The sequence below is a fragment of the Variovorax sp. CF079 genome (assembly GCF_900101545.1).
Lineage (GTDB): Bacteria > Pseudomonadota > Gammaproteobacteria > Burkholderiales > Burkholderiaceae_C > Variovorax.
Window position 1 is genome coordinate 12,852 of the sequence record NZ_FMZU01000023.1, and the last position, 24,010, is coordinate 36,861.

Below are 24,010 nucleotides of genomic sequence, written 5' to 3' on the forward strand. Positions count from 1 at the left end.
ATGCTGCCCGCTTCCACGGTCATCACCGCCTCTTTCGCCTACCTGGCGTTGCTGTTCCTGGTGGCGCACGTGGGCGACAAGCGCGCACGCGAAGGCCGTTCGCTGATCGGCAATGCGTGGGTCTACACGCTGTCGCTGGGCGTGTACTGCACGGCCTGGACCTACTTCGGCAGCGTGGGCCGGGCCGCGTCGTCGGGCCTGTGGTTCCTGCCGATCTACCTCGGCCCGACGCTCGCGATGCTGATGGCCTGGATGGTGCTGCGCAAGATGATCCGCATCGCGCGCAGCTACCGCATCACCTCCATCGCCGATTTCATCGCCAGCCGCCACGGCAAGAGCACGCTGCTGGCCATGCTGGTCACACTGATCGCGGTGGTGGGCATCCTGCCCTACGTGGCGCTGCAGCTCAAGGCCATCGCCAGCGGCTATGCGCTGCTCACCGCCGCACCCGGCGCTGCGCTGCAGCAGCCCTTGGCCTGGTGGCGCGACAGCACGCTGTACATCGCGCTGGCGCTGGCCGGCTTCACGATCGCCTTCGGCACGCGCCACCTCGATACCACCGAGCGGCACGAGGGCATGGTGGCGGCGATCGCCGTCGAGTCGGTGGTGAAGCTGCTGGCCTTTCTGGCCGTCGGCGTTTTCGTCACCTGGCACCTGTTCGACGGACCGGCCGACCTGTTCGGCCGCGCCGCGGCGCGGCCCGAACTGGGCCGCCTGCTGAGCCTTGGGAACACCGGTGGCGCCACAGCGGCCACTGGCTTTGCGGGCGGCCAGTGGTTCGCGCTGACGCTGCTTGCCATGCTCTCGGTGATCTTCCTGCCACGGCAGTTCCAGATGATGGTGGTCGAAAACGTCGATGAGCGCCATCTGCGGCGCGCCACCTGGGCGTTTCCGCTGTACCTGCTGCTGATCAATCTCTTCGTGCTGCCAATCGCACTGGGCGGCCTGCTGTACTTCGGTGTCGGCCGGCAGAATCCCGAGGCCTTTGTGCTTTCGCTGCCGCTGGCCGACGGCCAGCCGGGGCTGGCGCTGGCGGCATTCATCGGCGGCCTCTCGGCCGCCACGGGCATGGTCATCGTCGAGGCCATCGCGGTCTCGACCATGGTCTGCAACGACCTCGTGATGCCGCTGCTGCTGCGCGCCGGCCTGCGCACAGCGCGCGACCTGAGCGGCGTGCTGCTGGGCATCCGCCGGACGGTGATCGTGGCGATCCTGCTGCTGGGCTATCTCTACTACCGCGTCGCCGGCGAGGACTATGCGCTGGTCAGCATCGGGCTCATCAGTTTCGCCGCCGTCGCCCAATTCGCGCCGCCGATGCTGGCGGGCATGTACTGGAAGGGCGGCACGCGGCACGGCGCGCTCGCCGGCCTTGGCGCCGGCTTCGTGCTGTGGGCCTGGACGCTGATGCTGCCGTCGATCGCCAAGTCGGGTTGGATCCCCGCCGGATACATCGACCAAGGGCCGTTCGGCATCGCCTGGCTGCGGCCCGAGCAGCTGCTGGGCCTCGCGGGCCTGGACAACCTGACCCATGCGCTGTTCTGGAGCCTGCTGGTCAACACCGCCTTGTACTTCGGCGTGTCGCTGCTGAGCCGCCCTTCCGCACGCGAAGCGAGCCAGGCCTTGATGTTCGTCGACGTCTTCCAGCGTACGGAACGCGGGGCCGCCGAGGCTGGGCCGGTGTTCTGGCGCGGCCGCGCCAGGCTGGCCGATCTGCGCCAACTGGCCACGCGATTCCTGGGCGCCGCGGCTGCCGACCGGCTGCTGAACGACTACGCACGACGCAACGGCCTGGCCGGGCCGGAGCAGCTCGCCGCCGACGCGCGGCTGGTGCAGTTCATCGAAACGCAGCTCGCGGGCGCCATCGGCAGCGCCTCGGCCCGGCTGGTGGTGGCCTCGGTCGTCGAAGAAGAAGCGCTGGAGCTGGATGACGTCATGCGCATCCTGGACGAAGCCTCGCGCGAGACGGCGGCGCTGCGCGCCCATTCGCAGGCGCTGGAGGAGAAATCGCTCTCCCTGGAGCGCGCCACCGCAGATCTCAGCAAGGCCAACGAACAGCTCAAGAGTCTCGATCGGCTGAAGGACGACTTCATGTCCTCGGTGACGCACGAGCTGCGCACGCCGCTGACCTCGATCCGCGCGCTGGCCGAACTGATGCTTGACGACCCGGCGATGGACACCGGACAGCGCCAGCATTTTCTCGGCCTGGTGGTGACCGAGACCGAGCGCCTGACGCGCCTGGTCAACCAGGTGCTGGACATGGCGAAGATCGAATCGGGCGTCGCCGAATGGCGCAGCACCGAGATCGACCTGCGCGCGCTGGTTCAGCAAGCCGTTCAGACGACGCAGGAGCTGTTCCGTGAGCGTGGCGCGGTCGTGGCGCTGAGGCTCCCCGATGCGGTGCCGCCGCTGCAACTCGACCCCGACCGCCTCACGCAGGTGCTGATCAATCTGCTGTCGAACGCGGCCAAGTTCGTGCCGCAGGGGCAGGGCCGGGTCGAGGTCAGCCTGCACTGCGATGTCGATCGCGTCACCATCACTGTGCAGGACAACGGCCCCGGTGTGCCGCCGGAGCAGAAGGAGCTGGTGTTCGATAAGTTTCGCCAGGGTGGCGATGCCGCGCATCGTCCGCAGGGTACCGGCCTGGGCCTGCCCATCAGCCGTCGCATCGTCGAACACTTCGGCGGCCGGATGTGGCTCGACTCCAGGCCGGGTCACGGCGCATGCTTCGGCTTCGAACTGCCGCTGCACCCCGAGACGCAAGAACTGGAGACATGACCATGGCCTACAAGGTGCTGATTGCAGACGATGAGCCCAACATCGTGATTTCGCTCGAATTCCTCATGAAGCGCGAAGGGCACGCGGTGAGCATCGCGCGCGACGGCCAGCAGGCGCTCGAACTGATCCGCAGCCTACAGCCTGACCTGGTGCTGCTGGACGTCATGATGCCTTTCAAGTCCGGCCTCGAGGTCCTGCAGGCCGTGCGTGCCGACGAGGAGATCGCCGCCACGAAGATCCTCCTGCTCACCGCCAAGGGCCGGGAGACCGACGTCGCGAAGGGCATGGCCCTGGGAGCCGATGCCTACATGACCAAGCCCTTCTCCACCCGGGAGCTTGCCGCGCGCGTGCGGCAGTTGCTCAGCAGCTCCGCATGAAGATCGATGCCCACCAATTCGCCGTGGCGCTCGCGCCGGGAGCTCTCCTGGCGCTCCTCGGCTTGGGGCTCGGCGCCATCTTCGCTGCCACGCTTGCGCCAGACGAGCGCGCCGTGCTGGGGGAGATGATCGCGCCGCGCGTGCCCCTGCTGGTGCTGGGCTGGGCGGTGTTGGCGATCGCGCTGGGTGCGCTGGCGCGTCGCGCCCATGCGATCTGGGTGACCGAGCCGGCCCGGCTGGCTGAAGCCGCGCAGGCCACGGCGGCCGGCGGCGCGCCCCACCGCAGCGCGCCCCCCGCGGAGGCGGCATGCGGAGCGGGTGCCCGGGCGCTGGCCGGCGTCGTCGATGAGCTCGCGCGCCAGCGCGACGGCCTGCGCGCCGACATCGACGCCCGGGTGCAGGAGGCCGCGCGCGGCATCGAGCAGGAACGCAGCCGCCTGGCTGCGCTGATGTCGGAGCTCACGCAGAGCGTGGTCGTGTGCAACCTGGACGGCCGCATCCTGCTCTACAACAATCGGGCGCGGCTGCAGTCTCGCGCGCTGTCGTCTGTGCCGGCATTGGCCGACGGGGCGGAGTTGATCGGACTGGGCCGCTCGATCTACGCCCTGTTCGACCGCGAGCTCATCGCCCACGCGCTCGAAAGCGTCCAACGGCGGCTGTTGCGCGGAGCACCCCAGCCCTCGGCGCAGTTCGTCACCAGTTCGCAGGCCGGTCAACTGCTGCGGGTGCAGCTGGCGCCGGTGCGCGATCCCTCGGCCGTGCCCGGAGATGCCGCGCAGCTGTCGGGCTTCGTTCTGATGCTGCAGAACATCACCCGCGAGTTCGAGGAGGATGCCGAGCAGGACCGCCTGCTGCACGGACTGACCGAAGGCAGCCGCTCGTCATTGGGCAGCCTGCAGGCGGCAGTGGACATGCTCGAGCTGCCCGACCTGGACGCGCCGACGCGCGAGCGCTTCCTGCGCGTCGTGCACGACGAAGTTCGCGCCATGACGGCGCGCCTCCAGTCGCTCGCAGCGAGCGCCAGCCAGGGCCTGAAGACGCGCTGGCCGCTCGAGGACATGCTCGGCGCCGACCTGGTACAGGCCGCCCTGCGCCTGATCGAGGCGCGCTCGGGCGCGCGCGCCTCCGCGCCGGAAGTCGACGCTGGCCTGTGGCTCAGGGTCGACAGCTACGCCTTGCTCCAGGCACTGGCCTCGCTGGCGACCCGGCTGGTGGACGAGTTCGCGGTCAAGCGCGTTCAATTGCGACTGCGCCGCGCGGGCGAACGCGCCCATCTCGACCTGGTCTGGGCCGGCACGGCCATCAGCACCGAAACGGTGACGAGCTGGGAGTCGAGCCCGATGACGGTGGGCGATCGGGCCAGCCCGCTGTCGGTTCGCGACGTGGTCGAGCGCCATGGTGGCGAGTTCTGGTTTCAGCGCGAGCGCGCGTTGCAAACGACTTTCTTTCGCTTCCTGCTCCCGCTCGCTCCACCCCAGGAACAACTGGAGGCAGCCGCGGTGCTGCGCAGCGAAAGCCGCCCCGAGTACTACGATTTCGACCTGTTCCAGCCCGGCATTCAGGCGCGCGAGCTCGACGAGCGTCGCCTGGTGGACCTGGCCTACACGGTGTTCGACACCGAGACCACCGGGCTCGATCCGTCGCAGGGCGACGAGATCATCCAGATCGGCGCGGCGCGCATCGTCAACGGCAAGCTGCTGCGGCAGGAGAGCTTCGAGCAGCTCATCGACCCCGGTCGAAGTATCCCGGCCGCCGGCATTCCCATACACGGCATCACTCCGGCGATGGTCGCCGGCCAGCCGGGCATCGCCGAGATCCTGCCGATCTTCCACGCCTTCGCCAACGACACCGTCCTGGTGGCACACAACGCCGCGTTCGACATGCGCTTCCTGCAGCTGAAGGAAGCATCTACCGGCGTGCGTTTCGATCAGCCGGTGCTCGACACGCTGCTGTTGTCCGCGGTGGCAAACCCGCACCAGGCGTCGCACGAGCTGGAAGCCATTGCCGAGCGCTTCGGCATCGCGGTGCTGGGCCGCCACACCGCCCTGGGCGATGCGATCCTGACGGCGGAGGTGTTCCTTCGCCTGATCCCTTTGCTGGCGGACAAGGGAGTCCACACGCTGGGCCAGGCGCGCGAGGCGGCGCAGCGCACCTGGTACGCGCGTTTGAAGTACTGAGGCTGGACATGCGGGACCCGGTTCCAGCGCACGGCGCGAAGCCTGTTTGACGCAGCGCAACTCATGACCGCCGCCGCGGCGATAAATCCGTTGTCGCCGCTACCACCCGGAGACCCCGATGCGCCAAACCAAGGATGTCGTATTCCTCAGCGCCGTGAGAAACACCAGGCCAGCGGCTGAGTGTCACGATGCGCCGTCAGAGATCGCGACGGCCCCGGGGCCGAGCCGGCCCGGGCGTTCGCGCAAGCACGCGCAGGTGCTGGACGCGATCTACCAGGCGGCCATCGGGCCAGAGGCTACCAAGGAACACGGGCGGTCGGCCGGACGCTGGCGATGTCGCGAAGGGCAATTGCCCTTGGCCATTCGTGCCGAGCCGGGCCGAGGGCGAAGCCGGGATTAGCAGTTGCCCTTTTTTGCCTGTCCCGGCGGGCATTGTTTCCCGTATCCGCCACCGGGATATCCCGGACCGTCGGGGTAGACAACGCAGCCCCCGAGCATGGCTGTTGCGAGAAGTGCAGCGACTAGCTTCTTCATGGCGTGGTCCTTCTATCGTTGGCATTCGAGCATAGCCGCCGTGCTTCATGGTCTCGCGCCGTCATCGATGGGATCGCCGTGTAGGACTTGGCGACGCGCCCGGACTTCATTTGGCTTGATTGGGGTAGAGGGTCCGAACGTCCGTGGTTGGGCCGGATTCTGCCGCAGCTATGGCTGCTCCAGCGCCGCCCCGCTGGTCCCGAAGTGTTTGGCCGCGAGCTCCTTGGCGCGGCGCAGGCCCTCGTCAGTCAGGTAGACCGACTCTTGCCTGCCGTGGGGCTCCGTGATGAGCCCCTTGTCGTGTAGACCGTCCATGACTGCAAAGTCATACCGCTTCCACACGCGTCCGTTCTCGAACTCGAAGACGCCAAGCAACGCCAGAAGCGCCTCTTCGACCTTGACCATGTCGTATTTCATGTGCTCGCCCCTCAACGTTCAGCACGACGGTGACCCTGTGAAAGGGCCCAACCTCTGATTGCCTGCGCCCACTGCACGACTGCAGTTCGACTTTACGATAGTACTTTGGTCATTCGGCCTTAGCCCATCCAATATGGCCTGCCTTCAATTCCGGAAACCGCACAGAGATGAAAGCAAGCAAGAGTAAGGAAGCCGCGTCCTGGAGTGACGTCAAGGCCAGACTGACCCACTTCGACCACGACGGCCTGGTCGGCTTGGTGCATGACCTGTACACGGCCAACAAGGACAATCAAGTGTTCCTTCACGCCCGTTTCGGGCTGGGCGAAGATGTCCTGGAGCCGTACAAGACCACCATCAACCGTTGGCTCTGGCCCGACATGTTCCGGAACCAGAACGCGTCCGTCGCCGAGGCCAAGAAGCCCATCGCGAATTTCAAGAAGGCCATTGGCCAACCGGCGGGTCTGGCAGAGCTGATGGTCTTCTACTGCGAGCGCGCGTCAGGCTTCAGCGTCGAAGTCGGCCTGCAGGACGAGGGCTACTTCAGTGCGCTGGTGCGAATGTTCGAGCAGGCGTTGCAGACCATTGCGAGACTGCCGGATGCGCAGCGGCCCTTGTTCATGGAGCGACTGGATGCTGTGTGTCGCATCAGTCAGAACATCGGCTACGGAGTCGGCGAGGCCATGAGCGACCTGCTGGCCGAATACGACAACATCTCACGACGACGTTGAAGGTCGGCGTCTGGCCGAATTCTGCCGAGGCGACGAGGCTGGCGACTTAGAGCGTCGGTCTCACCTCTCATGTCCCGCATGATGGTTGTCGTCGATAACAAGCCGTCACGCGCGAATCAGCTGCGCTGCCAGGCCACGGCGCGGCGCAGGACCGACCGGCGGCGCATAACCCACACGCGCCCACATCTGCACGGTCCGCTCGGGTAGCGGCACGGCCAGCAGGCGCCGAATGTCGGCGTGGGGTCCGGCCTGCTCGGGATACTCCTGCAGGGCCTGCTGCAGCGGCTGCATCGCCAGGCCCTGCCCGGTCGCGGCGAGCTGCACCCGCGCGTAGGCGCGTCCCGCGTTGACCTGGGTCACCCGGTCGTTGCTCTCGGTCACCATCCAGAGGAAGCCGGGCGTGGACGCGAGCTTCTTGCCGAAGTCCCTGATCTGGCTGGTGGTGGCGAAGGCATCGGACGCCGGCGCCTTGCTGCGATCGAACAGGCCGATGCGCTCGAGCAGCACCACCGTCGGGTCCAGCATCGACAAGCCGTCACGGTGCTTCTCGATCTCGGCGGCGCCGACGCGCAGCACCTTGTACGACTCCAGGATCGTGCGCGGCGTGCTCAGCTCGATGCGCCAGGCCTCGGCCGCGATGGCGCGATGCTGTTCCAGCGCGTCGGCCCGGTCCGCGCCGACGAAGCCGAAATGCAAGGGGTGCGGCCCCACTGCTTCGGCCATCGCCTTCCAGGCCTCGGCGGGCACCGGCCGCTGCAGGTCGTACAGGCTGCGGTTGGTGCGGCGCGCGAGGATCTGCGCGAACAGCGGGTCCTTGCGCGTGGCCGCATCGGGCATCAGGCGGACGCGCGCCACCGGTCGCTGATCGACTTTCTCGGGGCCGAACGCACCCTCGGGAAACAGGGTGATGTCGGCACGCAGCCCGCGCTCGCGCGCCGCGATGTCGAGCAGCTCCAGGAAGGTGCCGTGGCTCATCATGATCTGGCGCGAGAACGGGTCGGTCTCGGGCAGCAGCCGGCCAAGGTCGCAGCGCAGCACGATCTCGTCCGGTGTGCGCAGATCCACCAGCCAGGACTGCAGATTGTGCGAGTGCGGCGCCAGGATCGCGTAGCCGAGGATCCAGCGGCGCGGGTCGGCCTCCGGCCCCGGCCCCTGCCACGGCTCGATGGCCGCAGCGGGCATCTGCTGGCTGCAGCCGGCGAGTGCCGCCGTCGCCGCAGCGAAGACGAAACCGCCTCCCGCAATCCGAATGAACTTGCGACGATCCATTGCGACTCCTTCGGCCACCTGCCGCGCGCCTGTGCATGGGATGCTGCGAATCTTGATGTCCAAGTACGCAGGTGGCAAGCGCACCGCGCACCGCGCGGCGCGCTTGAGCAAGATCAAGGTAGGGCACCTTGGCGCAGGGTGGAGGAACTCGGAGCTGAAGGCCGCTGGCGTGCGTCAAGTCGGTACTGCGCGGCTGCACGTGCAACGTGATCCGTTTTGCAGCAGTTGCTCCTCGACGGCACAGCCGCCCGCTGGAGCAACGACGACGCGCCGCGCCAGGCTGGCGGAAAAACTCCATGCCTGACAACGGCTTGCGTCGTTCGCGATGACGCCGCCGCGGCGTGGCCCGCGCTTTGCACTGAGTCGCTCCGCGGGCCGCGTCGCGTCCCGCTATCCGTTTTTTTCAACCACCCGACAGGAGACGACTCATGGACATGGCAGAAATGACCCACCTCGACATTGCGAACCCGTACAAGAAGCAATACGGCAACTACATCGGCGGCGAGTGGGTTGCACCGATCGACGGCCAGTACTTCGACAACCTGACACCGATCACCGGCCAGGCCTTCACCAGCATCCCGCGCTCGAACGCGAAGGACATCGAAGCCGCGCTCGATGCTGCGCACAAGGCGAAGGCGGCCTGGGGCTGCACGTCGCCCACCGAACGGGCCAACGTCCTGCTCAAGATCGCCGATCGCATGGAGCAGAACCTCAAGACGCTTGCCGTGGCCGAGACGATCGACAACGGCAAGCCGCTGCGCGAGACGATGGCGGCCGACATGCCGCTGGCCATCGACCACTTCCGCTATTTCGCCAGCTGCATCCGCGCGCAGGAAGGCGGCATCAGCGAGATCGATCACGACACCTATGCCTACCACTTCCATGAGCCGCTGGGCGTGGTCGGGCAGATCATTCCGTGGAACTTCCCGATCCTCATGGCGGTGTGGAAGCTGGCCCCCGCGCTGGCCGCAGGCAACTGCGTGGTGCTCAAGCCGGCCGAACAGACGCCCGCCTCGATCCTGGTGTTGATGGAGCTGATCGGCGACCTGCTGCCGCCCGGCGTGCTCAACGTGGTCAACGGCTTCGGGCTGGAGGCGGGCAAGCCGCTGGCGTCGAGCAAGCGCATCGCGAAGATCGCCTTCACGGGCGAAACCACCACCGGCCGGCTGATCATGCAGTACGCGAGCCAGAACATCATTCCCGTGACCCTGGAGCTGGGGGGCAAATCGCCCAACATCTTCTTCGAGGACGTCATGGCGGCGGACGACGCCTTCTTCGACAAGGCGCTCGAGGGCTTCGCGATGTTCGCGCTGAACCAGGGCGAGGTCTGCACCTGCCCGAGCCGGGCGCTGGTGCAGGAGTCGATCTACGAGCGCTTCATCGAGCGCGCGATCAAGCGGGTCGAGGCCATCAAGCAGGGCCATCCGTTGGACCCGTCCACCATGATTGGTGCGCAGGCCTCCCAGGAGCAGATGGAGAAGATCCTGTCGTACATCGATCTCGGCAAGCAGGAAGGCGCGCAATGCCTGATCGGTGGCGAACGCAATACGCAGGTCGGTGAACTCGGCGCTGGCTACTACGTCAAGCCCACGGTCTTCAAGGGCCACAACAAGATGCGCATCTTCCAGGAAGAAATCTTCGGCCCGGTGCTGTCGGTGACGACCTTCAAGACGGAAGAAGAGGCGCTGGAGATCGCCAACGACACGCTCTACGGACTGGGCGCCGGCGTGTGGACCCGCGATGGCGCGCGTGCCTTCCGCATGGGCCGCGGCATCCAGGCGGGACGCGTGTGGACCAATTGCTATCACGCCTATCCGGCCCATGCGGCCTTCGGCGGCTACAAGCAGTCGGGCATCGGCCGCGAGAACCACAAGATGATGCTGGACCACTATCAGCAGACCAAGAACCTGCTGGTGAGCTACAGCCAGAACAAGCTGGGATTCTTCTGAAGATGCCCGAAGACGGCGTCAGCCGCGTGTCCGCCACGCCGGCCGCGCAGGCGCTCATCGAGCGCCTGCGCGCCGTGCACGGGCCGCTGATGTTCCACCAGTCCGGCGGCTGCTGCGACGGCAGCGCACCGATGTGCTTCGCCGCCGGCGAGTTCGTCACCGGCGATTCGGACGTCTGCCTGGGCGAGATCGCGGGCACGCCGTTCTACATGAGCCGGGCCCAGTTCGCGTATTGGGAGCATACGCATCTCATCATCGATGCGGTGGCGGGCAACGGCGGCATGTTCTCGCTCGAGCGCCCGACCGGCCTGCGCTTTCTCACGCGCTCGCGCCTGTACGACGACGCGGAGTGGAAGGTGCTCGAAGCGCGCGGAAGGCTCTAGCGCCGCGGCGCAGCTCACGCGAACCCGGCAGCAGGCTGCCGGGTTTTTCGCGCGTCATGCGGCTTGCCACGCGAGGTTGCCGTGCTCGAAGATCTGACGCAGCCGGCCGCTGGCCGCGATTTCGTTCACCGCGCGCTGCAGCGCCTGCGCCAGCTCGGTGGCATCACGCTTGACGGCCATGCCGACGGCCCATCCGTCGCGCGGCGCCCGCGGCGAAGGCATCGGCGCGATGGCGAAGCGCGGGTCGCCGCGCAGCACCGACTCCATCTCCGACGCCAGTCCTGCGGCCACCGCCACCTCGCCGCGCAACAGCGCGCGTGCCGTCTCGGCGCCGTCCTTCCATTGCGTGATCAACTGGTTGCGGTAGGCGCCGCCATCGGCGCCGATCAGCAACCAGCCCGCGAGCGACTGGCCAGGCACCGCCACCTTGTCGGCGCCCAACTGGGACAGCGTCTCGAGCCGCGGCACGCGCTCGAGCTGGCGTGCCATCACGACCCGATCGCGGTAGTACGGCGCGAAGACGCTGACCTGCGGGTTGCCTTCCATCAGCGGCCGGTCGACCGGCACGTGCAGCAACACGTCGGCCGGGCCGTAGCCGAGGTAATGGCCGCGCCACACCATGTTGCGCAAGTCGTCGTTCATGTTGTCGTCGGCATGGAACGGCAGCAGCGAGAGCCTGACGCCCAGCGATTCGGCCAGGGCGCGCGCCAGCTCCACGTCGATGCCCTGGCCGCCGACGTGGAACGGCGGCATGTCGTGGTAGAGGCCGACCGTCAGCGCGCCGCGCTCGCGCACGCGCTCCAGTGGCGTCGCCCGCAGGTGCAGCGGCGCGCATGCCAGGGCTGCAGCGCCGGACGCGCCCAGCCAGCGCAGGCAGTCGCGACGGCTCGCTGTCGTGGGTTTCATGGTCCCACCCCGCCTAGAACGGCTTGTCACGGCGCGTTTCGAGATAGGCCTTGATCGCCCAGATGGCTTCCTGGTTCATGACCCCTTCGAACGGCGGCATGTACACCGCGCCGTTGCGCGTGCGCCCCTGGCGAACGGTCGTGAGGTAGAACTCGTCGATCTCCTTCACGCAGGCCGCCTTCTTGGCGCTGTCCTTGAGCGCTGCGCATTCGTTGTCGATCTTGCGCAGGTCGGGCGCGATGCCGCCGGAGATCGCTTCCAGCCCATGGCAGCGGGCGCAGTTCTGGTTGTAGGCCGACGTGCCGATCTTGACGGCGGCGTCGTTGGCCCGGAACGGGTTCTCGGGACGCCACTCCTGGCCGAGCTTCGGCAGCGCCGAGGTGTCGACGGCCTGCGGCGTCACGTCGCCGTGCGCCCACACGGCGGGGCTTGCGGCGCAAGCGGCGATGGCCAGCAGCCAGGCGCCGTGGCGCAAGGCAATGCGCCCGCGCCGGTGGCTGGGCGGGGTGGATGCGGCCGGCAGATTTCCGTTTCGCTTCATGTCAGGTCTCCGTCATGGTCGTGTTGAAAGATGAGCTCGGTCTGCAAACGCCGTGCCACGCGCCGGTGTTGCAGGTGGGAACACAAATTGCCTGTGATCGATCGCCCAGTTGCTCCAGATCAAGCCGCACGGCCGGCACCGCGGCATCCTTGCCACTTTGGCCGGCGTGCTTTGCAACAGACCCGGAGAGCTGTGCCAAAACGCAGCAGTGCCACGCAGCTGGTGACAACGGCCCGGCGCGTGGTTATTCGACGGAGACAACCTGCCTCGGCAGGCGCAGAGGAGACACAAAGATGTCCGCAACCCATCGCGCCTTGGTCACGAACGCCAAGACCTGGACGACGCCGTCTGCACTGCCTTTCGTGCGGCAGGCCGCGCGCACGGAACTGATCGAGCAGTCGCATCAGCGCTGCGCCGCACTAGGGTTGACCCGCATCGAGCGCCCCGACTTCGAACCCCTGATGCGCAGCGACCTCAGCGTGGCGCGGGAGCGCAACCAGCGCCTGTTCACGCACGCGGCGCCGGTGATGGAGATGCTGTTCGAGCAGATCGTGAACACCGAGAGCATGATCGTGCTGGCCGATGCCCAGGGAACGATCCTGCACTCGGTCGGGGACGACAAGTTTCTCGAACGCGCCGGCAAAGTGGCACTGTCGCCGGGCGTCAACTGGGCCGAGCATTCGAAGGGGACCAACGCCATCGGCACGGCGCTGTTCGAGGAGTCGCCCACGGTCGTTCACGGCGGCGAGCACTTCATCCATGCGAACAGCTTCCTCACCTGTTCGGCGGCCCCGATCTTCGATCCGCGCGGCAATATGCTCGGCGTGCTCGACGTCACCGGCGACCAGCGTTCGTATCACCAGCACACCATGGGGCTGGTGCGCATGTCGGCGCGCATGATCGAGAACCAGTGGCTGTCGGACGACTTCGGCAACCGGCTTCGGCTGCACCTGCACAGCCGCGTCGAGTTCATCGGCACCTTGCTCGAAGGCATCATCGTTGTCGGCGCCGATGGCAAGATCCTCGGCGCCAATCGCAGCGCGCTGGACCAGCTCGACATGAGCAGCGCGGCGCTGCGAATGCAGAGCCTGACCAGCCTGTTCGGCACCACCGTCCCGGCCATGTTCGACCATCTCCGGGCACCGCTGTCGACGCCGATGTGCCTGAGCCTTTCGAACGGCCGGCAGTTCTATGTCAAGGCCCGCTTCAACGGCACGCCGCGCTCGATGATGGCCGGCCTGGGCGGCGACGAACCGGCATCGCAGGCCGTCACGGCCCGCGAAGCCGTGCTGGTCGACGCGAGCCCGCCGCCTCATCCGGCCAACGCCGCGGCCGCGCCACCGAGCGCTTTCTCGGGCCTGCACTACCTGAAGACCGGCGATACGCAGATCGAGGCGATGGTGCAGAAGGTGCAGCGCGTCCTGAACCGCGACATCCCGCTCCTGATCCTCGGGGAAACCGGCACCGGCAAGGAGCTGCTCGCGCGCGCGGTGCACCAGGACTCGAACCGTTCCAGGCAGGCCTTCGTGGCCGTGAACTGCGCCTCCATCCCCGAGTCCCTGATCGAGGCCGAGCTGTTCGGCTATGAAGACGGCGCGTTCACCGGCGCACGCCGCAAGGGCGCATGCGGGCGCATCGTGCAAGCCAACGGCGGCACACTGTTCCTCGACGAGATCGGCGACATGCCGCTCGCCCTGCAGGCGCGGCTGCTGCGCGTTCTCCAGGAGCGCTGCGTGATGCCGCTGGGCAGCCAGAAGTCGATTCCGGTGGACATCGCCGTGATCGGGGCGACCCACCGCAACTTGCGCGAGATGATCGAGGCCGGCACGTTCCGCGAAGACCTGTACTACCGCTTGAACGGGCTGGTCGTGCGCCTGCCGGCGCTGCGCGAGCGCAGCGATCTCGGCGTCGTGGCACGCCGCATCCTGCTGACCGAGTGCCCGCATGGCACGCCGGAGATCAGCCCGCACGTGTCGGCGCTGTTCAGCCGCTACGCATGGCCCGGCAACATCCGCCAGCTCGCGAACGTGCTGCGCACGGCCGCCGTGATGGCGGCCGGCGCGCCGCAGATCACCGAACATCATCTGTCGGACGACTTCCTCGAGGACGTGCAGCGGGTCCGCTCGTCCGTTCCCGCAGCGGCCCCGGCCATCGCAGCCCCGGCGGCGAGCATGCCGCTTGACGTGCCCGCGCCGGCGTCCGTGGACCGACCCGCCGAGCCGACCGTCGTCGCCCCGCCGGCCGAGACCGCCTACGACGGCACGTCGTCACTCACGCTCGGAGAAGCCGAGATCGAGATGATTCGCGCGGCCCTTGCGGCGGCGAACGGCAACATCTCCATTGCGTCGAAGCGACTGGGCATCAGCCGCAACACCATCTACCGCAAGCTGCGCTGGGGCAAGGGCGGCTGAACACCCGGGCACGGGAAATCCCTGTGCCATCGCTGCACGCCGCTGTCCCCGGATGGAGCAGTCGCAACACAACATTCCCCTTGCTTGCCCTTCGCCTGCCTTTCGATATCGCGCAGACCCGGCCGCGCACGCCTGTGCCTAGGGGCAAGCACCAGTTTTTTGGGCCAGCGTGCCACAGGCATGCGTCTTGCGGAACGGCGTGTGTCCTCACGGCAATCCTGCCCGGACTTTGGATGACAACCCCAAGGAGACTCTCATGCAATGGTCGCAACCCGCATTCGAAGACATGCGCTTCGGTTTCGAAATCACGATGTACATCTCGAACCGCTGACCCGCTCGACCCAGGCGGCGGCGCCTCGCATGCGATGTGCCGCCGCCGGTCACACCAGACACACCTTCCCATGAAAATTCTCGTGCTCGGCTCGGGCGCCGGCGGCGGCTTCCCGCAATGGAACTGCAACTGCCGCTTGTGCGCCGGCCAGCGGCAAGGCGAGCTGAGCGCGCGTGCGCGAACGCAGAGCTCCATCGCCGTGTCGGCCGACGGTGAGTCGTGGGTACTGCTCAACGCGTCGCCCGACATCGGCCAGCAGATTCGCAGCCATCCGCAGCTCCACCCGCGGCAGGGGCTGCGCGACACGCCGATCAAGGCGGTGGTGTTGATGGACGCCCAGATCGACCACGTCACCGGTCTGCTGGGTCTGCGCGAAGGCCCTTGCATCGACCTCTATGCCACGCCCTGCGTGTTCGAAGACCTCACCACCGGCCTGCCGCTGTTGAACGTGCTCCAGCACTATTGCGGCACGCGCTGGCACATGCTGCCGGTGGCGGGCGACCAGGTGAGCGCCGAGTTCGAGATCGAGGGCTTCGCCTCGCTGCGCTTCACTGCGCTGGCCATCCCGGGCAAGGCGCCGCCGTATTCGCCGCACCGTCGCGAGCAGATGGTCGGCGACAACATCGCCCTGCTGATCGAAGACCGGCGCGATGGCAGGCGCCTGTTCTACTCGCCGGGCCTCGCCGAGGTGGGCAACCAGGAGCTGCGCTGGATGAGCAATGCCGACTGCCTGTTGGTCGACGGCACCTTCTGGGAAGAAGACGAAATGCAGCGTGCCGGCCTGAGCGGCAAGACCGCCACCGAGATGGGTCACCTGCCGCAGAGCGCCAGCGCAGTGCGCACCGGCATGGTCGATGTGATGCGGGCCACGACCGCACGACGCAAGGTGCTCATCCACATCAACAACAGCAACCCGATCCTCGACGAAGGCAGTCCGCAGCGCCGCGTGCTAGAGGCGCACGGCATCGAGGTGTCCTACGACGGAATGGAGATCACGCTGTGAATACCGAACTGTTCCAGAGCGCCCCGCCGGCGGCCGATCAGGGCGACGCGCACGAACCGTGGAGCGCTTCGGCCTTCGAGGCCAGGCTTCGCGACTGCGAGAAGGACTATCACATCCACCACCCCTTCAACAAGCGCCTGAACCGTGGCGAACTGCAGCCGTTCCAGGTTCGGGGATGGGTGGCGAATCGCTTCTACTATCAGGTCAACATTCCGCAGAAGGATGCGGCGGTACTGGCCAACTGCACCGACCGTGCGCAGCGCCGGCGCTGGATCGAACGCATCCTCGACCATGACGGCCGCGGCGACTTCGGCGGCAGCAATGCGGGCGGCATCGAGGCCTGGAGCCGTCTCGGTGAGGCCGTCGGCCTGCGCCGCGAAGACCTCTGGTCGCATCGCCATGTCCAGGCAGGCGTGCGCTTCGCCGTCGACGCCTATGTGAACTTCGCGCGCAGCAGGCCGTGGGAAGAGGCGGCGATCTCGTCGTTGACCGAGATGTTCGCGCCGAGGATCCACGCGGACCGGCTGGCGGGCTGGCCGACGCTGTACCCATGGATCGAAGCGGACGGCCTCGCCTACTTTCGCCATCGCATCCCGCTCGCCACGCGCGATGTCGAGCACGGGCTCGAAGTGGCGCGGCGCTGGTGCAGCACGCGTGCACGCCAGGAGCGCGCGATTGCCATCCTGCAGTTCAAGCTGGACATCCTGTGGTCGATGCTCGACGCCATCGAGCGCGCCTACCCCGACGACCTGTCGTTGGAGTCGCAGCCATGAACGCCAGGCCCAACGTGGCGACAATGTTCCGGCTGCAGTTCGAGCCGGCGCAGGACAGCTGGGTGCTGCTCTATCCGGAAGGCATGGTCAGGCTCAACACGCCAGCCGCCGAGATCCTGCGGCGCTGCGACGGTTGCCGCTCGGTGGACCAGATCGTGGCGGAGCTCGAGCTCGCGTTCGGACAGCCCGGGCTCGCCGGCGACGTCTGCGCGTTTCTCAGCCAGGCCAGGCAGCGCGGCTGGCTGCAATAGGGGCGACGATGCAAGCCGCCGCCAACAGCACGATGATCCGGCCTCCCATGTGGCTGCTGGCGGAGCTGACCTACCGCTGCCCGCTGCATTGCGTGTTCTGTTCCAACCCGGTCGACTACGCCCGGCATGACAGCGAGCTGGACACCGCGACCTGGAAGCGCGTGCTCGGCGAGGCGCGTGCGCTTGGCGCCGTGCAGCTCGGCTTCTCGGGCGGCGAGCCCCTGCTGCGCGACGACCTCGAAGCGCTGGTCGCACATGCGCGCCAGCTCGGCTTTTATACCAACCTCATCACCTCGGGCGTTGGCCTCACCGAGGCCCGCGCGAAGGCACTGAAGTCGGCCGGGCTCGACCACATCCAGCTCTCGTTCCAGGACTCGACGCGCGAACTCAACGACTTCATCAGCTCGACCCGCACCTTCGAACTGAAGTCGAAGGTCGCCGCGATCATCAAGGCGCAGGGATACCCGATGGTGCTGAACTGTGTCATGCACCGTTTCAACCTGCCGCATGTGGGCCGAATCATCGACATGGCCGAGCGCATGGGCGCCGACTACCTCGAGCTTGCCAACACGCAGTACTACGGCTGGGCCTGGCAGAACCGCGCGGCCCTGATGCCAACCGTCGACGAGCTGCGCGACGCCGAGGCGGTCGTCATGGTGCACCGCGATCGCCTCGACGGCCGCATGAAGGTGCTGTGGGTCTCGCCCGACTATGCCGACGCCAAACCCAAGCCCTGCATGGCCGGCTGGGGCTCGCTGTTCATGGTGGTGGCGCCCGACGGCAGCGCACTGCCATGCCACAGCGCGCGCATGCTGCCCGGCATCGCGTTCCCGGACCTGCGCCATGCCTCGGTGCGCGAGGCCTGGTACGAGAGCGACGCGTTCAACCGCTACCGCGGCCAGTCGTGGATGAGCAGCACCTGCGGCGACTGCGACGAAAAGGACCACGACTTCGGCGGCTGCCGCTGCCAGGCTTTCCTGGTGACGGGCGATGCCGCGGCCACCGACCCGGTGTGCCCGAAGAGCGAACGCCGCGGGCGCATCGACGCCATGCTCGCCGATGCGGACACCGAACGCGCGCACGCCGGGCAATGCGGCATGCCGGTGCAGCCCTTGCGCTTCGTGCCGGGTGCGGCGAAGCAGGCCGGGCTGATCTACCGCAGCGACGAGAATTCGCGCGCGCTCTCGGCTTCGCAGGCCGCGCCATGCTGAAAGTCCACCAGCTCACCCAGCGCTACGGCGCGCGGGTGGCGCTCAACGCGCTCAGCATCTCGATCGCACGCGGCAGCTTCGCCGTCCTCCTCGGGCCCAACGGGGCCGGCAAGTCGACGCTGTTCCAGGTGCTCACAGGCCTGTTCGCGGCCGATGCGGGCGATGTGGAAGTGGCAGGCCTGTCGATGCGCAGCGACGCGCGACGCGCGCTGGCGCACATCGGCGTGGTGTTCCAGCAGCAGTCGCTCGACCTCGACCTGAGCGTCGCGCGCAACCTGCAGTTCCACGCCGACCTGCAGGGCCTGCCGCGCGCTGCGGCCGCCGAGCGCATCGCCTTCGAAGCGGCGCGCTTCGGCCTCGTGGCCGACCTGGGGCGGCGCGTGCGAGAACTCTCGGGCGGCAGCCGGCGCAAGGTCGAACTGGTGCGCGCGCTGCTGCACCGGCCCGAACTCCTGTTGATGGACGAGGCCACCGTCGGCCTCGATCCGAAGTCCCGTCGCGACCTGATCGACGGCCTGCACCAAGAGGTGCGCGAGCGAGGCGTGACGGTCCTGTGGGCCACCCACTTGGTGTCCGAGGCCGAAGGCGCCGACCGCGTGCTGGTGCTGCACCGTGGCGAGTTGCTGGCCGAGGGAACACCGGCCGCAGTCACCGCGGCTCTCGGCGGGCCGACGCTCGAGACAGCCTTCCTCAATGCCACCCGCTGAGCCGCCGGCGCATGAAGCCCATGAAACCCCTCTTCCTGCTCCCGATGCTGCTGCTGGCGGCCACGCTGAGCGCCCCCACCGTCCATGCGAAGGACAGCGGGCTTGCCTACATCTCCAGCGAGAAGGACCATGCGATCACGATGGTCGACCTGAAGACGCTCGCCGTGGTGGGCACCATCTCGACCTGCAAGCGCCCGCGCCACATGCAGCGGCTTCGCGCCGACACGCAGCTGATGGTCGCATGCAGCGATTCCGGCCGCGCCGACATCATCGACCTGGCGAGCCGCCGCTCGGTCGGCAGCGTGCCGCTCGGCGATGACCCCGAGGTCTTCGACCTGTCGCCCGATGGCCGCACCGCCTATGTGTCGGCCGAGGAGGACGGCGCGCTCAACGTCTTCGACCTCGTCGCGAAGAAGCTGGTCAAGAGCGTGCCGCTCGGCAAGGAGCCCGAGGGCGTGAAGGTCGCCGCCGACGGCAAGCGCGTCTACGTGAGCTCGGAAGTCGCGAACCTGGTGCACGTGGTCGACACCGCCACGCTGAAGATCGTCAAGAACATCGCGGTGGGCAAGCGCCCGCGGCGCTTCGCGTTCTCGGCCGACGGCAGCGAGCTGTGGGTCAGCAACGAGCTCGGCAGCAGCGTCAGCGTCATCTCGGTCCACGACCTGGCGGTGGTGGCCACCATCTCCTTCGAGGTGAAAGGCATGCGCGCCGACGACATCACGCCGGTCGGGCTCACGCTGTCGCGCGACGGCAGAACGATGTACGTGGGGCTCGGCCGCGCCAACCACGTGGCCTTCGTCGACGTGGCCTCACGCAAGGCGAACCGGCTGGTGCTTGTCGGCAAGCGTGCCTGGGGTCTCGGACTGAACCGCGACGGCTCGCGTCTGTTCGTGGTCAATGGCCTGTCGGACGACATGACGGTGGTCGACACCGCCAGCGCCAAGGCGCTGAAGACGCTGTCCGTCGGCCGCGTGCCGCACACGGTGGTCGTCGATGACTGAGTCGCACGCGGCACGCGCTTGCGCCGCGCATGCGCTGCAAGCCATGCGCGCCATCGTGCTGCGCGAGCTGATCAGGTTCGCGCGGCAGAGGGCGCGGCTCGTCTCGGCGCTGGTGCGCCCGGTGCTGTGGCTGGCGGTGTTTGCAGCCGGCTTTCGCAACGTGTTCGGAGTCGCCATCGTCGAGCCGTACGACACCTACATTCCCTACGACTTGTATATCGCTCCCGGGCTTGTCGGCATGGTGCTGCTGTTCAATGGCATGCAGTCGTCGCTGGCGATGGTCTACGACCGCGAGATGGGTCTGATGCGACTGTTGCTCACGGCGCCCCTGCCCCGCTGGTGGCTGCTGCTGTGCAAGCTGGTCGCGGCCGCGCTGCTGAGCCTGGTGCAGGTGCTGGCCTTCGTGGCTGTGGCCGCCTTGCTGGGCACGACGCTGCCGATGGACGCGCTATCGCTGCTGCACGCGTTCGGTGCCACGCTCGCCGCCGCGCTGATGCTTGCGTCGCTGGGGCTGCTGCTGTCGGTGTACGTGCAGCAGCTCGAGAACTTCGCCGGCGCGATGAACTTCGTCATCTTCCCGATGTACTTCCTGTCGACTGCGCTGTACCCGCTGTGGAAGCTGGAAGAGTCGGGCGCGACGTGGGTGTGGCGCGCAGCGCAGCTCAACCCGTTCACGCACGCCGTCGAGTGGATCCGCTTCGCGCTCTATGGCAAGGATCCCGGGATCGCGCCGCTGATCGTCCTGGTCACGTTGCTGCTGTGCTTCACGCTGGCGTGCCGGGGCTACGAGCCGCAGCGCGGCTTCGGCACCCTGGCGCAGCGGGGGGCGGCATGATCTCGCGACGTCGCGTCCTGTTCTGTGCAGCGGCCACAGCAGCAGCGAGCGCCGCGCCCTGGGTTCATGCCCAGCCCGGCAGCGATACCTCGTTTCCGCAGCGCCCCATCTCGCTGTGGGTGCCATGGCCGGCGGGCGGTGCCACCGACGTCACGCTGCGCCTGCTGGCCGACCTTGCCGGCCGACAGCTGGGTCAGAGGATCCTGATCGAAAACCGCGGCGGCGCCGGCGGCACGCTGGCGATGCCGGTGCTGCAGCAGGCGCCGCCCGATGGCTACACCCTGGCGCAGATGCCGCAGCCGGTGTTCCGCGCGCCGCACACGCAGAAGGTCGCCTGGGACCCGATCCGCGACACCACGCCCATCCTGCAGATCAGCGGCGTGACCTTCGGCCTGGTCGTGCCTGCGGCGAGCGCCTTGCGCAGCGTCGACGACCTGCTGGGCCATGCCGCCGCGCACCCCGGCGAACTGAGCATCGCCACCAACGGCATCGGCACGACACCGCATGTCGTGCTGGACGGCTTGTTCGCGCGGCACGGTCTGAGCTACATCCATGTTCCCTACAAGGGAACCGCCGAGCAGATGGTGGCGGTGGCCTCGGACCAGGTGATGGCGGGCGTCAACTCCAACGGTTTCGCTCCCTATGTTGATTCGGGCCGGCTGCGTCTACTGGCGACCTTCGGCGCGGCGCGCACCGGGCGCTGGCCGAACGTGCCGACCCTGGACGAGCTGGGCCATGGCATCGTCGCGATGTCGCCCTACGGCCTGGCCGGTCCGCGCGGCCTGCCGGCCTCCGTGCTGCGCACGCTGCACGATGCGTTCAAGACGGCGTTGTTCGACCCTCGGCACATTGCGGAGTTGGCCAGGTACGACCAAGAGATCGCCTACCTGGGCAGCGCGGACTATGGCCGCAGCATGCGCGAATCCTTCGCGGCGCAGCAGCGCATCGTCGAACGGCTGGGGCTGAGGCCCGGCCAGGAGTGATGTGCGGCGAGGCCCGGGTGATGGCGACCGTCGCGAGCCGCTGCGCTTTCCGCCGCCGGTGATCGTCGGCGAACGGGATGCGCAGCTTCCCGGGGCGGCCGATCCTCCAGCAGGACGCCACCGCGAAGGCGCTGGTCGCCTGCGTCTTCGCGCCGATCGACCTCGCCCCCATCCCCCCTTGGCGGGCGCGCCACCGAACCATTGGGTGGCCGCCGATGCCAACGGCGTGTCTCATGACATGCAGGCGCGTTCCCGTGACATGGACAAAAAACAGGAACGCGCGACAAGTTTTTCAGCCGGGCTTGGGCGCCCACGCGCTGCACCAGCCGGGACCTGCGATCTGCTTGCGCCCGAACATCGCGCAGCCACCCCATTCGTCGGAGGCACCGCCCTGGAAGAAGGAGCAGTTCGTGCAACGCTGCGTGGCGCTGTGCTTGGGAAAGCGCTTCTTGTCCACCTTGGCGGTGTCGTGCTTGTAGCCGAGGGCCTGGGCCGTCTCGTCGGCCTCGTCGACGCGCGCCGGTGCGGCTTGCGTGACTGCGGAGGATGCAAGCATGGCGCAGCCGCTTGCAAGGGTTCGAGTGATGAAGATGCGCCGCGTCGTGTCTTTCATCTCAGTCTCCGACAACGTTGGTCTTCGCCGCGCTCGCAGCACTGGTGGCCTTGGGAATCTTGAACACCCATACCATCCCGCCCTGTTCGAGCAAGTTCACCTTCTTGGCCACCTCGCCGCCCCACAGGGGCACGGCGCCCCCCCAGCCGGAGACCACGCTCACGTACTGCTCGCCGCCCTGCTGCCAGGTGACCGGCGGCGCCACGACGCCGGAGCCGGTCTGGAACTGCCACACCACCTTGCCGGTCTTGGCATCGGCCGCCTTCAGATAGCCTTCGGGCGTGCCCCAGAACACGAGGTTGCCGCCGGTGGTCAGCACACCGCCCCACAGCGGCGCGCCGTTCTTCACTTCCCACACGATCCTGCCGGTCTTCGGATCGACCGCGCGCAGCGCGCCGATGTAGTCGTCGTTGAGCGGCTTGATCGTGAAGCCGGCGCCAAGGTAGGCCGCGCCCTTCTTGTAGGCAACGGGTTCGTTCCAGATGTCCATGCCCCATTCGTTGGCGGGCACGTAGAACATCTTCGTGTCGGGGCTGTAAGCCATCGGCATCTGGTTCTTGCCACCGAGGAAGCCGGGCGCGGCGAAGACCGGGCTGCCCTTCTTGCCTTCCGCGCTCGCGGTCGGGTCGCCGGGCCGGTTGTCGGCGATGAAGTTGGGGCGGCCGGTCTTCAGGTCGATGCTGCTCGCCCAGGTGATCTTCCTGACGAACGGAAATGCGTTGATCAGCTTGCCGGTGGCGGCGTCGTTCACGTAGAAGAAGCCGTTGCGATCCGCCTTGCCGCCCACGCGTTTGCCGTCCAGGTCGAAGGTCACGAACTCGTTCACGCCGTCGAAGTCCCAGCTGTCGTTGGGCGTGGCCTGGTAGTGCCACTTGATCTGGCCGGTCTTCACGTCGATGGCCACGGTGGCGCAGGAGAACAGGTTGTCGCCCTGGCGCAGGTGGCTGTTCCACGGCGCGGGGTTTCCGGTGCCGAAGTAGGCCAGGCCGGTCTTGCTGTCGTAGGTGCCACCAAGCCAGGTGGCTGCGCCGCCGGTCTTCCACAGGTCGCCCGGCCAGCTCTGGTTGGTGGTGCCGGAGATGCCGTTTTCCTTGGCGTTGCCATCGGAGTCGTAGACGTAGCCCATGTGGCCCTCGACGGTGGGGCGCGTCCAGACCAGCTGTCCGGTCTTGGCGTTGCGGGCCTCGACGCGGCCGACCACACCGAACTCGCCACCGGACACGCCGGTGAGGATCAAGCCGTTGGCGATGATCGGTGCGGCGGTGGCCGAATAGCCGGCCTTGTAGTCGTCGATCTTTTCCTTCCAGACCACGTTGCCCGTGTCCTGGTCGAGCGCCACGAGTTGCGCATCGAGCGTGGCGAAGATCACCAGGTTGCCGTACAGCGCGGCACCGCGGTTGACGACATCGCAGCAGGGCATGATGCCTTCGGGCAACCGGTGCTCGTACTTCCACAGCTTCTGGCCGGTGGTTGCATCGAGCGCGAAAAGGCGAGAGTACGACGCGGTGACGAACATCTTGCCGTTGTGCAGGACCGGCTGCGACTCCTGCCCGCGCTGCTTCTCGCCGCCGAAGGAGAACGCCCACACCGGCGCGAGCTTGCCGACAGTGGCGACATTCACCTGCTTGAGCGGTGAATAGCGTTGGCCCTGGGTGTTCAAGCCCCAGGTCAGGACATCGCCGGTGGCGGTGGCTTCGTTATCGATCATCTTGTCTGTCACGACGGCGTGGGACGCCGTGGCAGCCAGAGCGGCGGACACGAGAACGGTCAAGAGTTTCAGTTGCATGGGGTGGTCTCCTCAAGGGTTGATCGCGGGTCGAACACGGCCTGTTGGC

At 67.5% G+C, this 24,010-nt stretch carries 21 protein-coding genes; 15 read left to right on the forward strand and 6 right to left on the reverse strand.

Going from position 1 to position 24,010, the window contains the following annotated elements:
* From BLS74_RS26635 to BLS74_RS26645, 3 genes are read left to right on the forward strand one after another with little or no spacing between them, the layout of a single operon-like run.
* Positions 1-2,775, forward strand: a complete 2,775-nt coding sequence (locus BLS74_RS26635) for a sensor histidine kinase (protein WP_093110174.1) — start codon at positions 1-3, stop codon at positions 2,773-2,775.
* A gap of 2 nt (positions 2,776-2,777) precedes the next feature.
* Positions 2,778-3,152, forward strand: a complete 375-nt coding sequence (locus tag BLS74_RS26640) for a response regulator transcription factor (protein ID WP_093110175.1) — start codon at positions 2,778-2,780, stop codon at positions 3,150-3,152.
* Positions 3,149-5,329 carry a 3'-5' exonuclease gene (locus tag BLS74_RS26645; RefSeq protein WP_093110176.1) on the forward strand — a complete coding sequence of 727 codons (2,181 nt, stop codon included), beginning with the start codon at positions 3,149-3,151 and terminating at the stop codon, positions 5,327-5,329. The genes BLS74_RS26640 and BLS74_RS26645 overlap by 4 nt, the downstream gene beginning before the upstream one ends.
* A 702-nt stretch (positions 5,330-6,031) precedes the next feature.
* On the opposite strand, the gene BLS74_RS26650 is transcribed toward BLS74_RS26645, so the two are convergent.
* A complete protein-coding gene (locus BLS74_RS26650; RefSeq protein WP_093110177.1) occupies positions 6,032-6,280 on the reverse strand; it encodes a DUF6429 family protein in 249 nt (82 codons plus the stop codon).
* Between the two features lie 167 nt (positions 6,281-6,447).
* Between BLS74_RS26650 and BLS74_RS26655 the strand changes: the two genes are divergently transcribed.
* Entirely contained in the window at positions 6,448-7,008 is a 561-nt protein-coding gene (locus BLS74_RS26655) for a hypothetical protein (protein WP_093110178.1), read from the forward strand.
* A gap of 105 nt (positions 7,009-7,113) precedes the next feature.
* On the opposite strand, the gene BLS74_RS26660 is transcribed toward BLS74_RS26655, so the two are convergent.
* The gene (locus BLS74_RS26660) at positions 7,114-8,277 is read right to left on the reverse strand and encodes an Acg family FMN-binding oxidoreductase (protein WP_093110179.1); all 1,164 of its coding nucleotides are present in this window, start codon (positions 8,275-8,277) and stop codon (positions 7,114-7,116) included.
* Between the two features lie 428 nt (positions 8,278-8,705).
* Between BLS74_RS26660 and adh the strand changes: the two genes are divergently transcribed.
* On the forward strand, positions 8,706-10,226 hold the full coding sequence (adh, locus tag BLS74_RS26665; RefSeq protein ID WP_093110180.1) for an aldehyde dehydrogenase: 1,521 nt from the start codon (positions 8,706-8,708) through the stop codon (positions 10,224-10,226).
* A gap of 2 nt (positions 10,227-10,228) precedes the next feature.
* Positions 10,229-10,609, forward strand: coding sequence for a DUF779 domain-containing protein (locus BLS74_RS26670; RefSeq protein WP_093110181.1), 381 nt, complete (start codon positions 10,229-10,231; stop codon positions 10,607-10,609).
* Positions 10,610-10,663: 54 nt separating this feature from the next.
* Here the strand turns inward: BLS74_RS26670 and BLS74_RS26675 are convergent, their stop codons facing one another.
* Positions 10,664-11,515, reverse strand: coding sequence for a substrate-binding periplasmic protein (locus BLS74_RS26675; protein WP_093110182.1), 852 nt, complete (start codon positions 11,513-11,515; stop codon positions 10,664-10,666).
* A gap of 13 nt (positions 11,516-11,528) precedes the next feature.
* Positions 11,529-12,056, reverse strand: coding sequence for a cytochrome c-550 PedF (gene pedF, locus BLS74_RS26680; protein WP_093110183.1), 528 nt, complete (start codon positions 12,054-12,056; stop codon positions 11,529-11,531).
* Positions 12,057-12,349: 293 nt separating this feature from the next.
* Here pedF and BLS74_RS26685 point away from each other — a divergent pair, with 293 nt between their 5' ends.
* From BLS74_RS26685 to BLS74_RS26730, 9 genes are all read left to right on the forward strand, one after another.
* Positions 12,350-14,467, forward strand: coding sequence for a sigma-54-dependent Fis family transcriptional regulator (locus BLS74_RS26685; RefSeq protein WP_093110184.1), 2,118 nt, complete (start codon positions 12,350-12,352; stop codon positions 14,465-14,467).
* A gap of 401 nt (positions 14,468-14,868) precedes the next feature.
* The gene (pqqB, locus tag BLS74_RS26695) at positions 14,869-15,801 is read left to right on the forward strand and encodes a pyrroloquinoline quinone biosynthesis protein PqqB (protein ID WP_093110186.1); all 933 of its coding nucleotides are present in this window, start codon (positions 14,869-14,871) and stop codon (positions 15,799-15,801) included.
* The gene (gene pqqC / locus BLS74_RS26700) at positions 15,798-16,574 is read left to right on the forward strand and encodes a pyrroloquinoline-quinone synthase PqqC (protein WP_244504010.1); all 777 of its coding nucleotides are present in this window, start codon (positions 15,798-15,800) and stop codon (positions 16,572-16,574) included. Before pqqB ends, pqqC begins: the two co-directional genes overlap by 4 nt.
* The gene (gene pqqD, locus BLS74_RS26705; RefSeq protein ID WP_093110187.1) at positions 16,571-16,825 is read left to right on the forward strand and encodes a pyrroloquinoline quinone biosynthesis peptide chaperone PqqD; all 255 of its coding nucleotides are present in this window, start codon (positions 16,571-16,573) and stop codon (positions 16,823-16,825) included. Before pqqC ends, pqqD begins: the two co-directional genes overlap by 4 nt.
* An 8-nt stretch (positions 16,826-16,833) precedes the next feature.
* Positions 16,834-18,036, forward strand: coding sequence for a pyrroloquinoline quinone biosynthesis protein PqqE (gene pqqE, locus BLS74_RS26710; RefSeq protein WP_093110188.1), 1,203 nt, complete (start codon positions 16,834-16,836; stop codon positions 18,034-18,036).
* On the forward strand, positions 18,030-18,743 hold the full coding sequence (locus BLS74_RS26715) for an ABC transporter ATP-binding protein (RefSeq protein ID WP_093110189.1): 714 nt from the start codon (positions 18,030-18,032) through the stop codon (positions 18,741-18,743). The genes pqqE and BLS74_RS26715 overlap by 7 nt, the downstream gene beginning before the upstream one ends.
* Positions 18,744-18,763: 20 nt before the next feature.
* The gene (locus tag BLS74_RS26720; protein WP_170855716.1) at positions 18,764-19,744 is read left to right on the forward strand and encodes a PQQ-dependent catabolism-associated beta-propeller protein; all 981 of its coding nucleotides are present in this window, start codon (positions 18,764-18,766) and stop codon (positions 19,742-19,744) included.
* Positions 19,737-20,579 (forward strand): ABC transporter permease, encoded by an 843-nt coding sequence (locus tag BLS74_RS26725; RefSeq protein WP_093110191.1) that lies wholly within the window; start codon positions 19,737-19,739, stop codon positions 20,577-20,579. The genes BLS74_RS26720 and BLS74_RS26725 overlap by 8 nt, the downstream gene beginning before the upstream one ends.
* The gene (locus BLS74_RS26730; RefSeq protein WP_093110192.1) at positions 20,576-21,562 is read left to right on the forward strand and encodes a tripartite tricarboxylate transporter substrate binding protein; all 987 of its coding nucleotides are present in this window, start codon (positions 20,576-20,578) and stop codon (positions 21,560-21,562) included. Before BLS74_RS26725 ends, BLS74_RS26730 begins: the two co-directional genes overlap by 4 nt.
* Positions 21,563-21,854: 292 nt before the next feature.
* Here the strand turns inward: BLS74_RS26730 and BLS74_RS26735 are convergent, their stop codons facing one another.
* Together BLS74_RS26735 and BLS74_RS26740 are read right to left on the reverse strand one after the other, a co-directional pair.
* A complete protein-coding gene (locus tag BLS74_RS26735) occupies positions 21,855-22,175 on the reverse strand; it encodes a high-potential iron-sulfur protein (RefSeq protein ID WP_093110193.1) in 321 nt (106 codons plus the stop codon).
* A 1-nt stretch (position 22,176) separates the two neighbouring features.
* Positions 22,177-23,961 (reverse strand): PQQ-dependent methanol/ethanol family dehydrogenase, encoded by a 1,785-nt coding sequence (locus BLS74_RS26740; protein ID WP_093110194.1) that lies wholly within the window; start codon positions 23,959-23,961, stop codon positions 22,177-22,179.
* Positions 23,962-24,010 lie beyond the last annotated feature (49 nt).

What these genes read in the sequence shown, in the direction of transcription:
- BLS74_RS26635 (WP_093110174.1), top strand. Translation starts at nt 1, where the DNA reads ATGCTGCCCGCTTCCACGGTCATCACCGCCTCTTTCGCCTACCTGGCG.
- BLS74_RS26640 (WP_093110175.1), top strand. Translation starts at nt 2,778, where the DNA reads ATGGCCTACAAGGTGCTGATTGCAGACGATGAGCCCAACATCGTGATT.
- BLS74_RS26645 (WP_093110176.1), top strand. Translation starts at nt 3,149, where the DNA reads ATGAAGATCGATGCCCACCAATTCGCCGTGGCGCTCGCGCCGGGAGCT.
- BLS74_RS26650 (WP_093110177.1), bottom strand. Translation starts at nt 6,280, where the DNA reads ATGAAATACGACATGGTCAAGGTCGAAGAGGCGCTTCTGGCGTTGCTT.
- BLS74_RS26655 (WP_093110178.1), top strand. Translation starts at nt 6,448, where the DNA reads ATGAAAGCAAGCAAGAGTAAGGAAGCCGCGTCCTGGAGTGACGTCAAG.
- BLS74_RS26660 (WP_093110179.1), bottom strand. Translation starts at nt 8,277, where the DNA reads ATGGATCGTCGCAAGTTCATTCGGATTGCGGGAGGCGGTTTCGTCTTC.
- adh (WP_093110180.1), top strand. Translation starts at nt 8,706, where the DNA reads ATGGACATGGCAGAAATGACCCACCTCGACATTGCGAACCCGTACAAG.
- BLS74_RS26670 (WP_093110181.1), top strand. Translation starts at nt 10,229, where the DNA reads ATGCCCGAAGACGGCGTCAGCCGCGTGTCCGCCACGCCGGCCGCGCAG.
- BLS74_RS26675 (WP_093110182.1), bottom strand. Translation starts at nt 11,515, where the DNA reads ATGAAACCCACGACAGCGAGCCGTCGCGACTGCCTGCGCTGGCTGGGC.
- pedF (WP_093110183.1), bottom strand. Translation starts at nt 12,056, where the DNA reads ATGAAGCGAAACGGAAATCTGCCGGCCGCATCCACCCCGCCCAGCCAC.
- BLS74_RS26685 (WP_093110184.1), top strand. Translation starts at nt 12,350, where the DNA reads ATGTCCGCAACCCATCGCGCCTTGGTCACGAACGCCAAGACCTGGACG.
- pqqB (WP_093110186.1), top strand. Translation starts at nt 14,869, where the DNA reads ATGAAAATTCTCGTGCTCGGCTCGGGCGCCGGCGGCGGCTTCCCGCAA.
- pqqD (WP_093110187.1), top strand. Translation starts at nt 16,571, where the DNA reads ATGAACGCCAGGCCCAACGTGGCGACAATGTTCCGGCTGCAGTTCGAG.
- pqqE (WP_093110188.1), top strand. Translation starts at nt 16,834, where the DNA reads ATGCAAGCCGCCGCCAACAGCACGATGATCCGGCCTCCCATGTGGCTG.
- BLS74_RS26715 (WP_093110189.1), top strand. Translation starts at nt 18,030, where the DNA reads ATGCTGAAAGTCCACCAGCTCACCCAGCGCTACGGCGCGCGGGTGGCG.
- BLS74_RS26720 (WP_170855716.1), top strand. Translation starts at nt 18,764, where the DNA reads ATGAAACCCCTCTTCCTGCTCCCGATGCTGCTGCTGGCGGCCACGCTG.
- BLS74_RS26725 (WP_093110191.1), top strand. Translation starts at nt 19,737, where the DNA reads ATGACTGAGTCGCACGCGGCACGCGCTTGCGCCGCGCATGCGCTGCAA.
- BLS74_RS26730 (WP_093110192.1), top strand. Translation starts at nt 20,576, where the DNA reads ATGATCTCGCGACGTCGCGTCCTGTTCTGTGCAGCGGCCACAGCAGCA.
- BLS74_RS26735 (WP_093110193.1), bottom strand. Translation starts at nt 22,175, where the DNA reads ATGAAAGACACGACGCGGCGCATCTTCATCACTCGAACCCTTGCAAGC.
- BLS74_RS26740 (WP_093110194.1), bottom strand. Translation starts at nt 23,961, where the DNA reads ATGCAACTGAAACTCTTGACCGTTCTCGTGTCCGCCGCTCTGGCTGCC.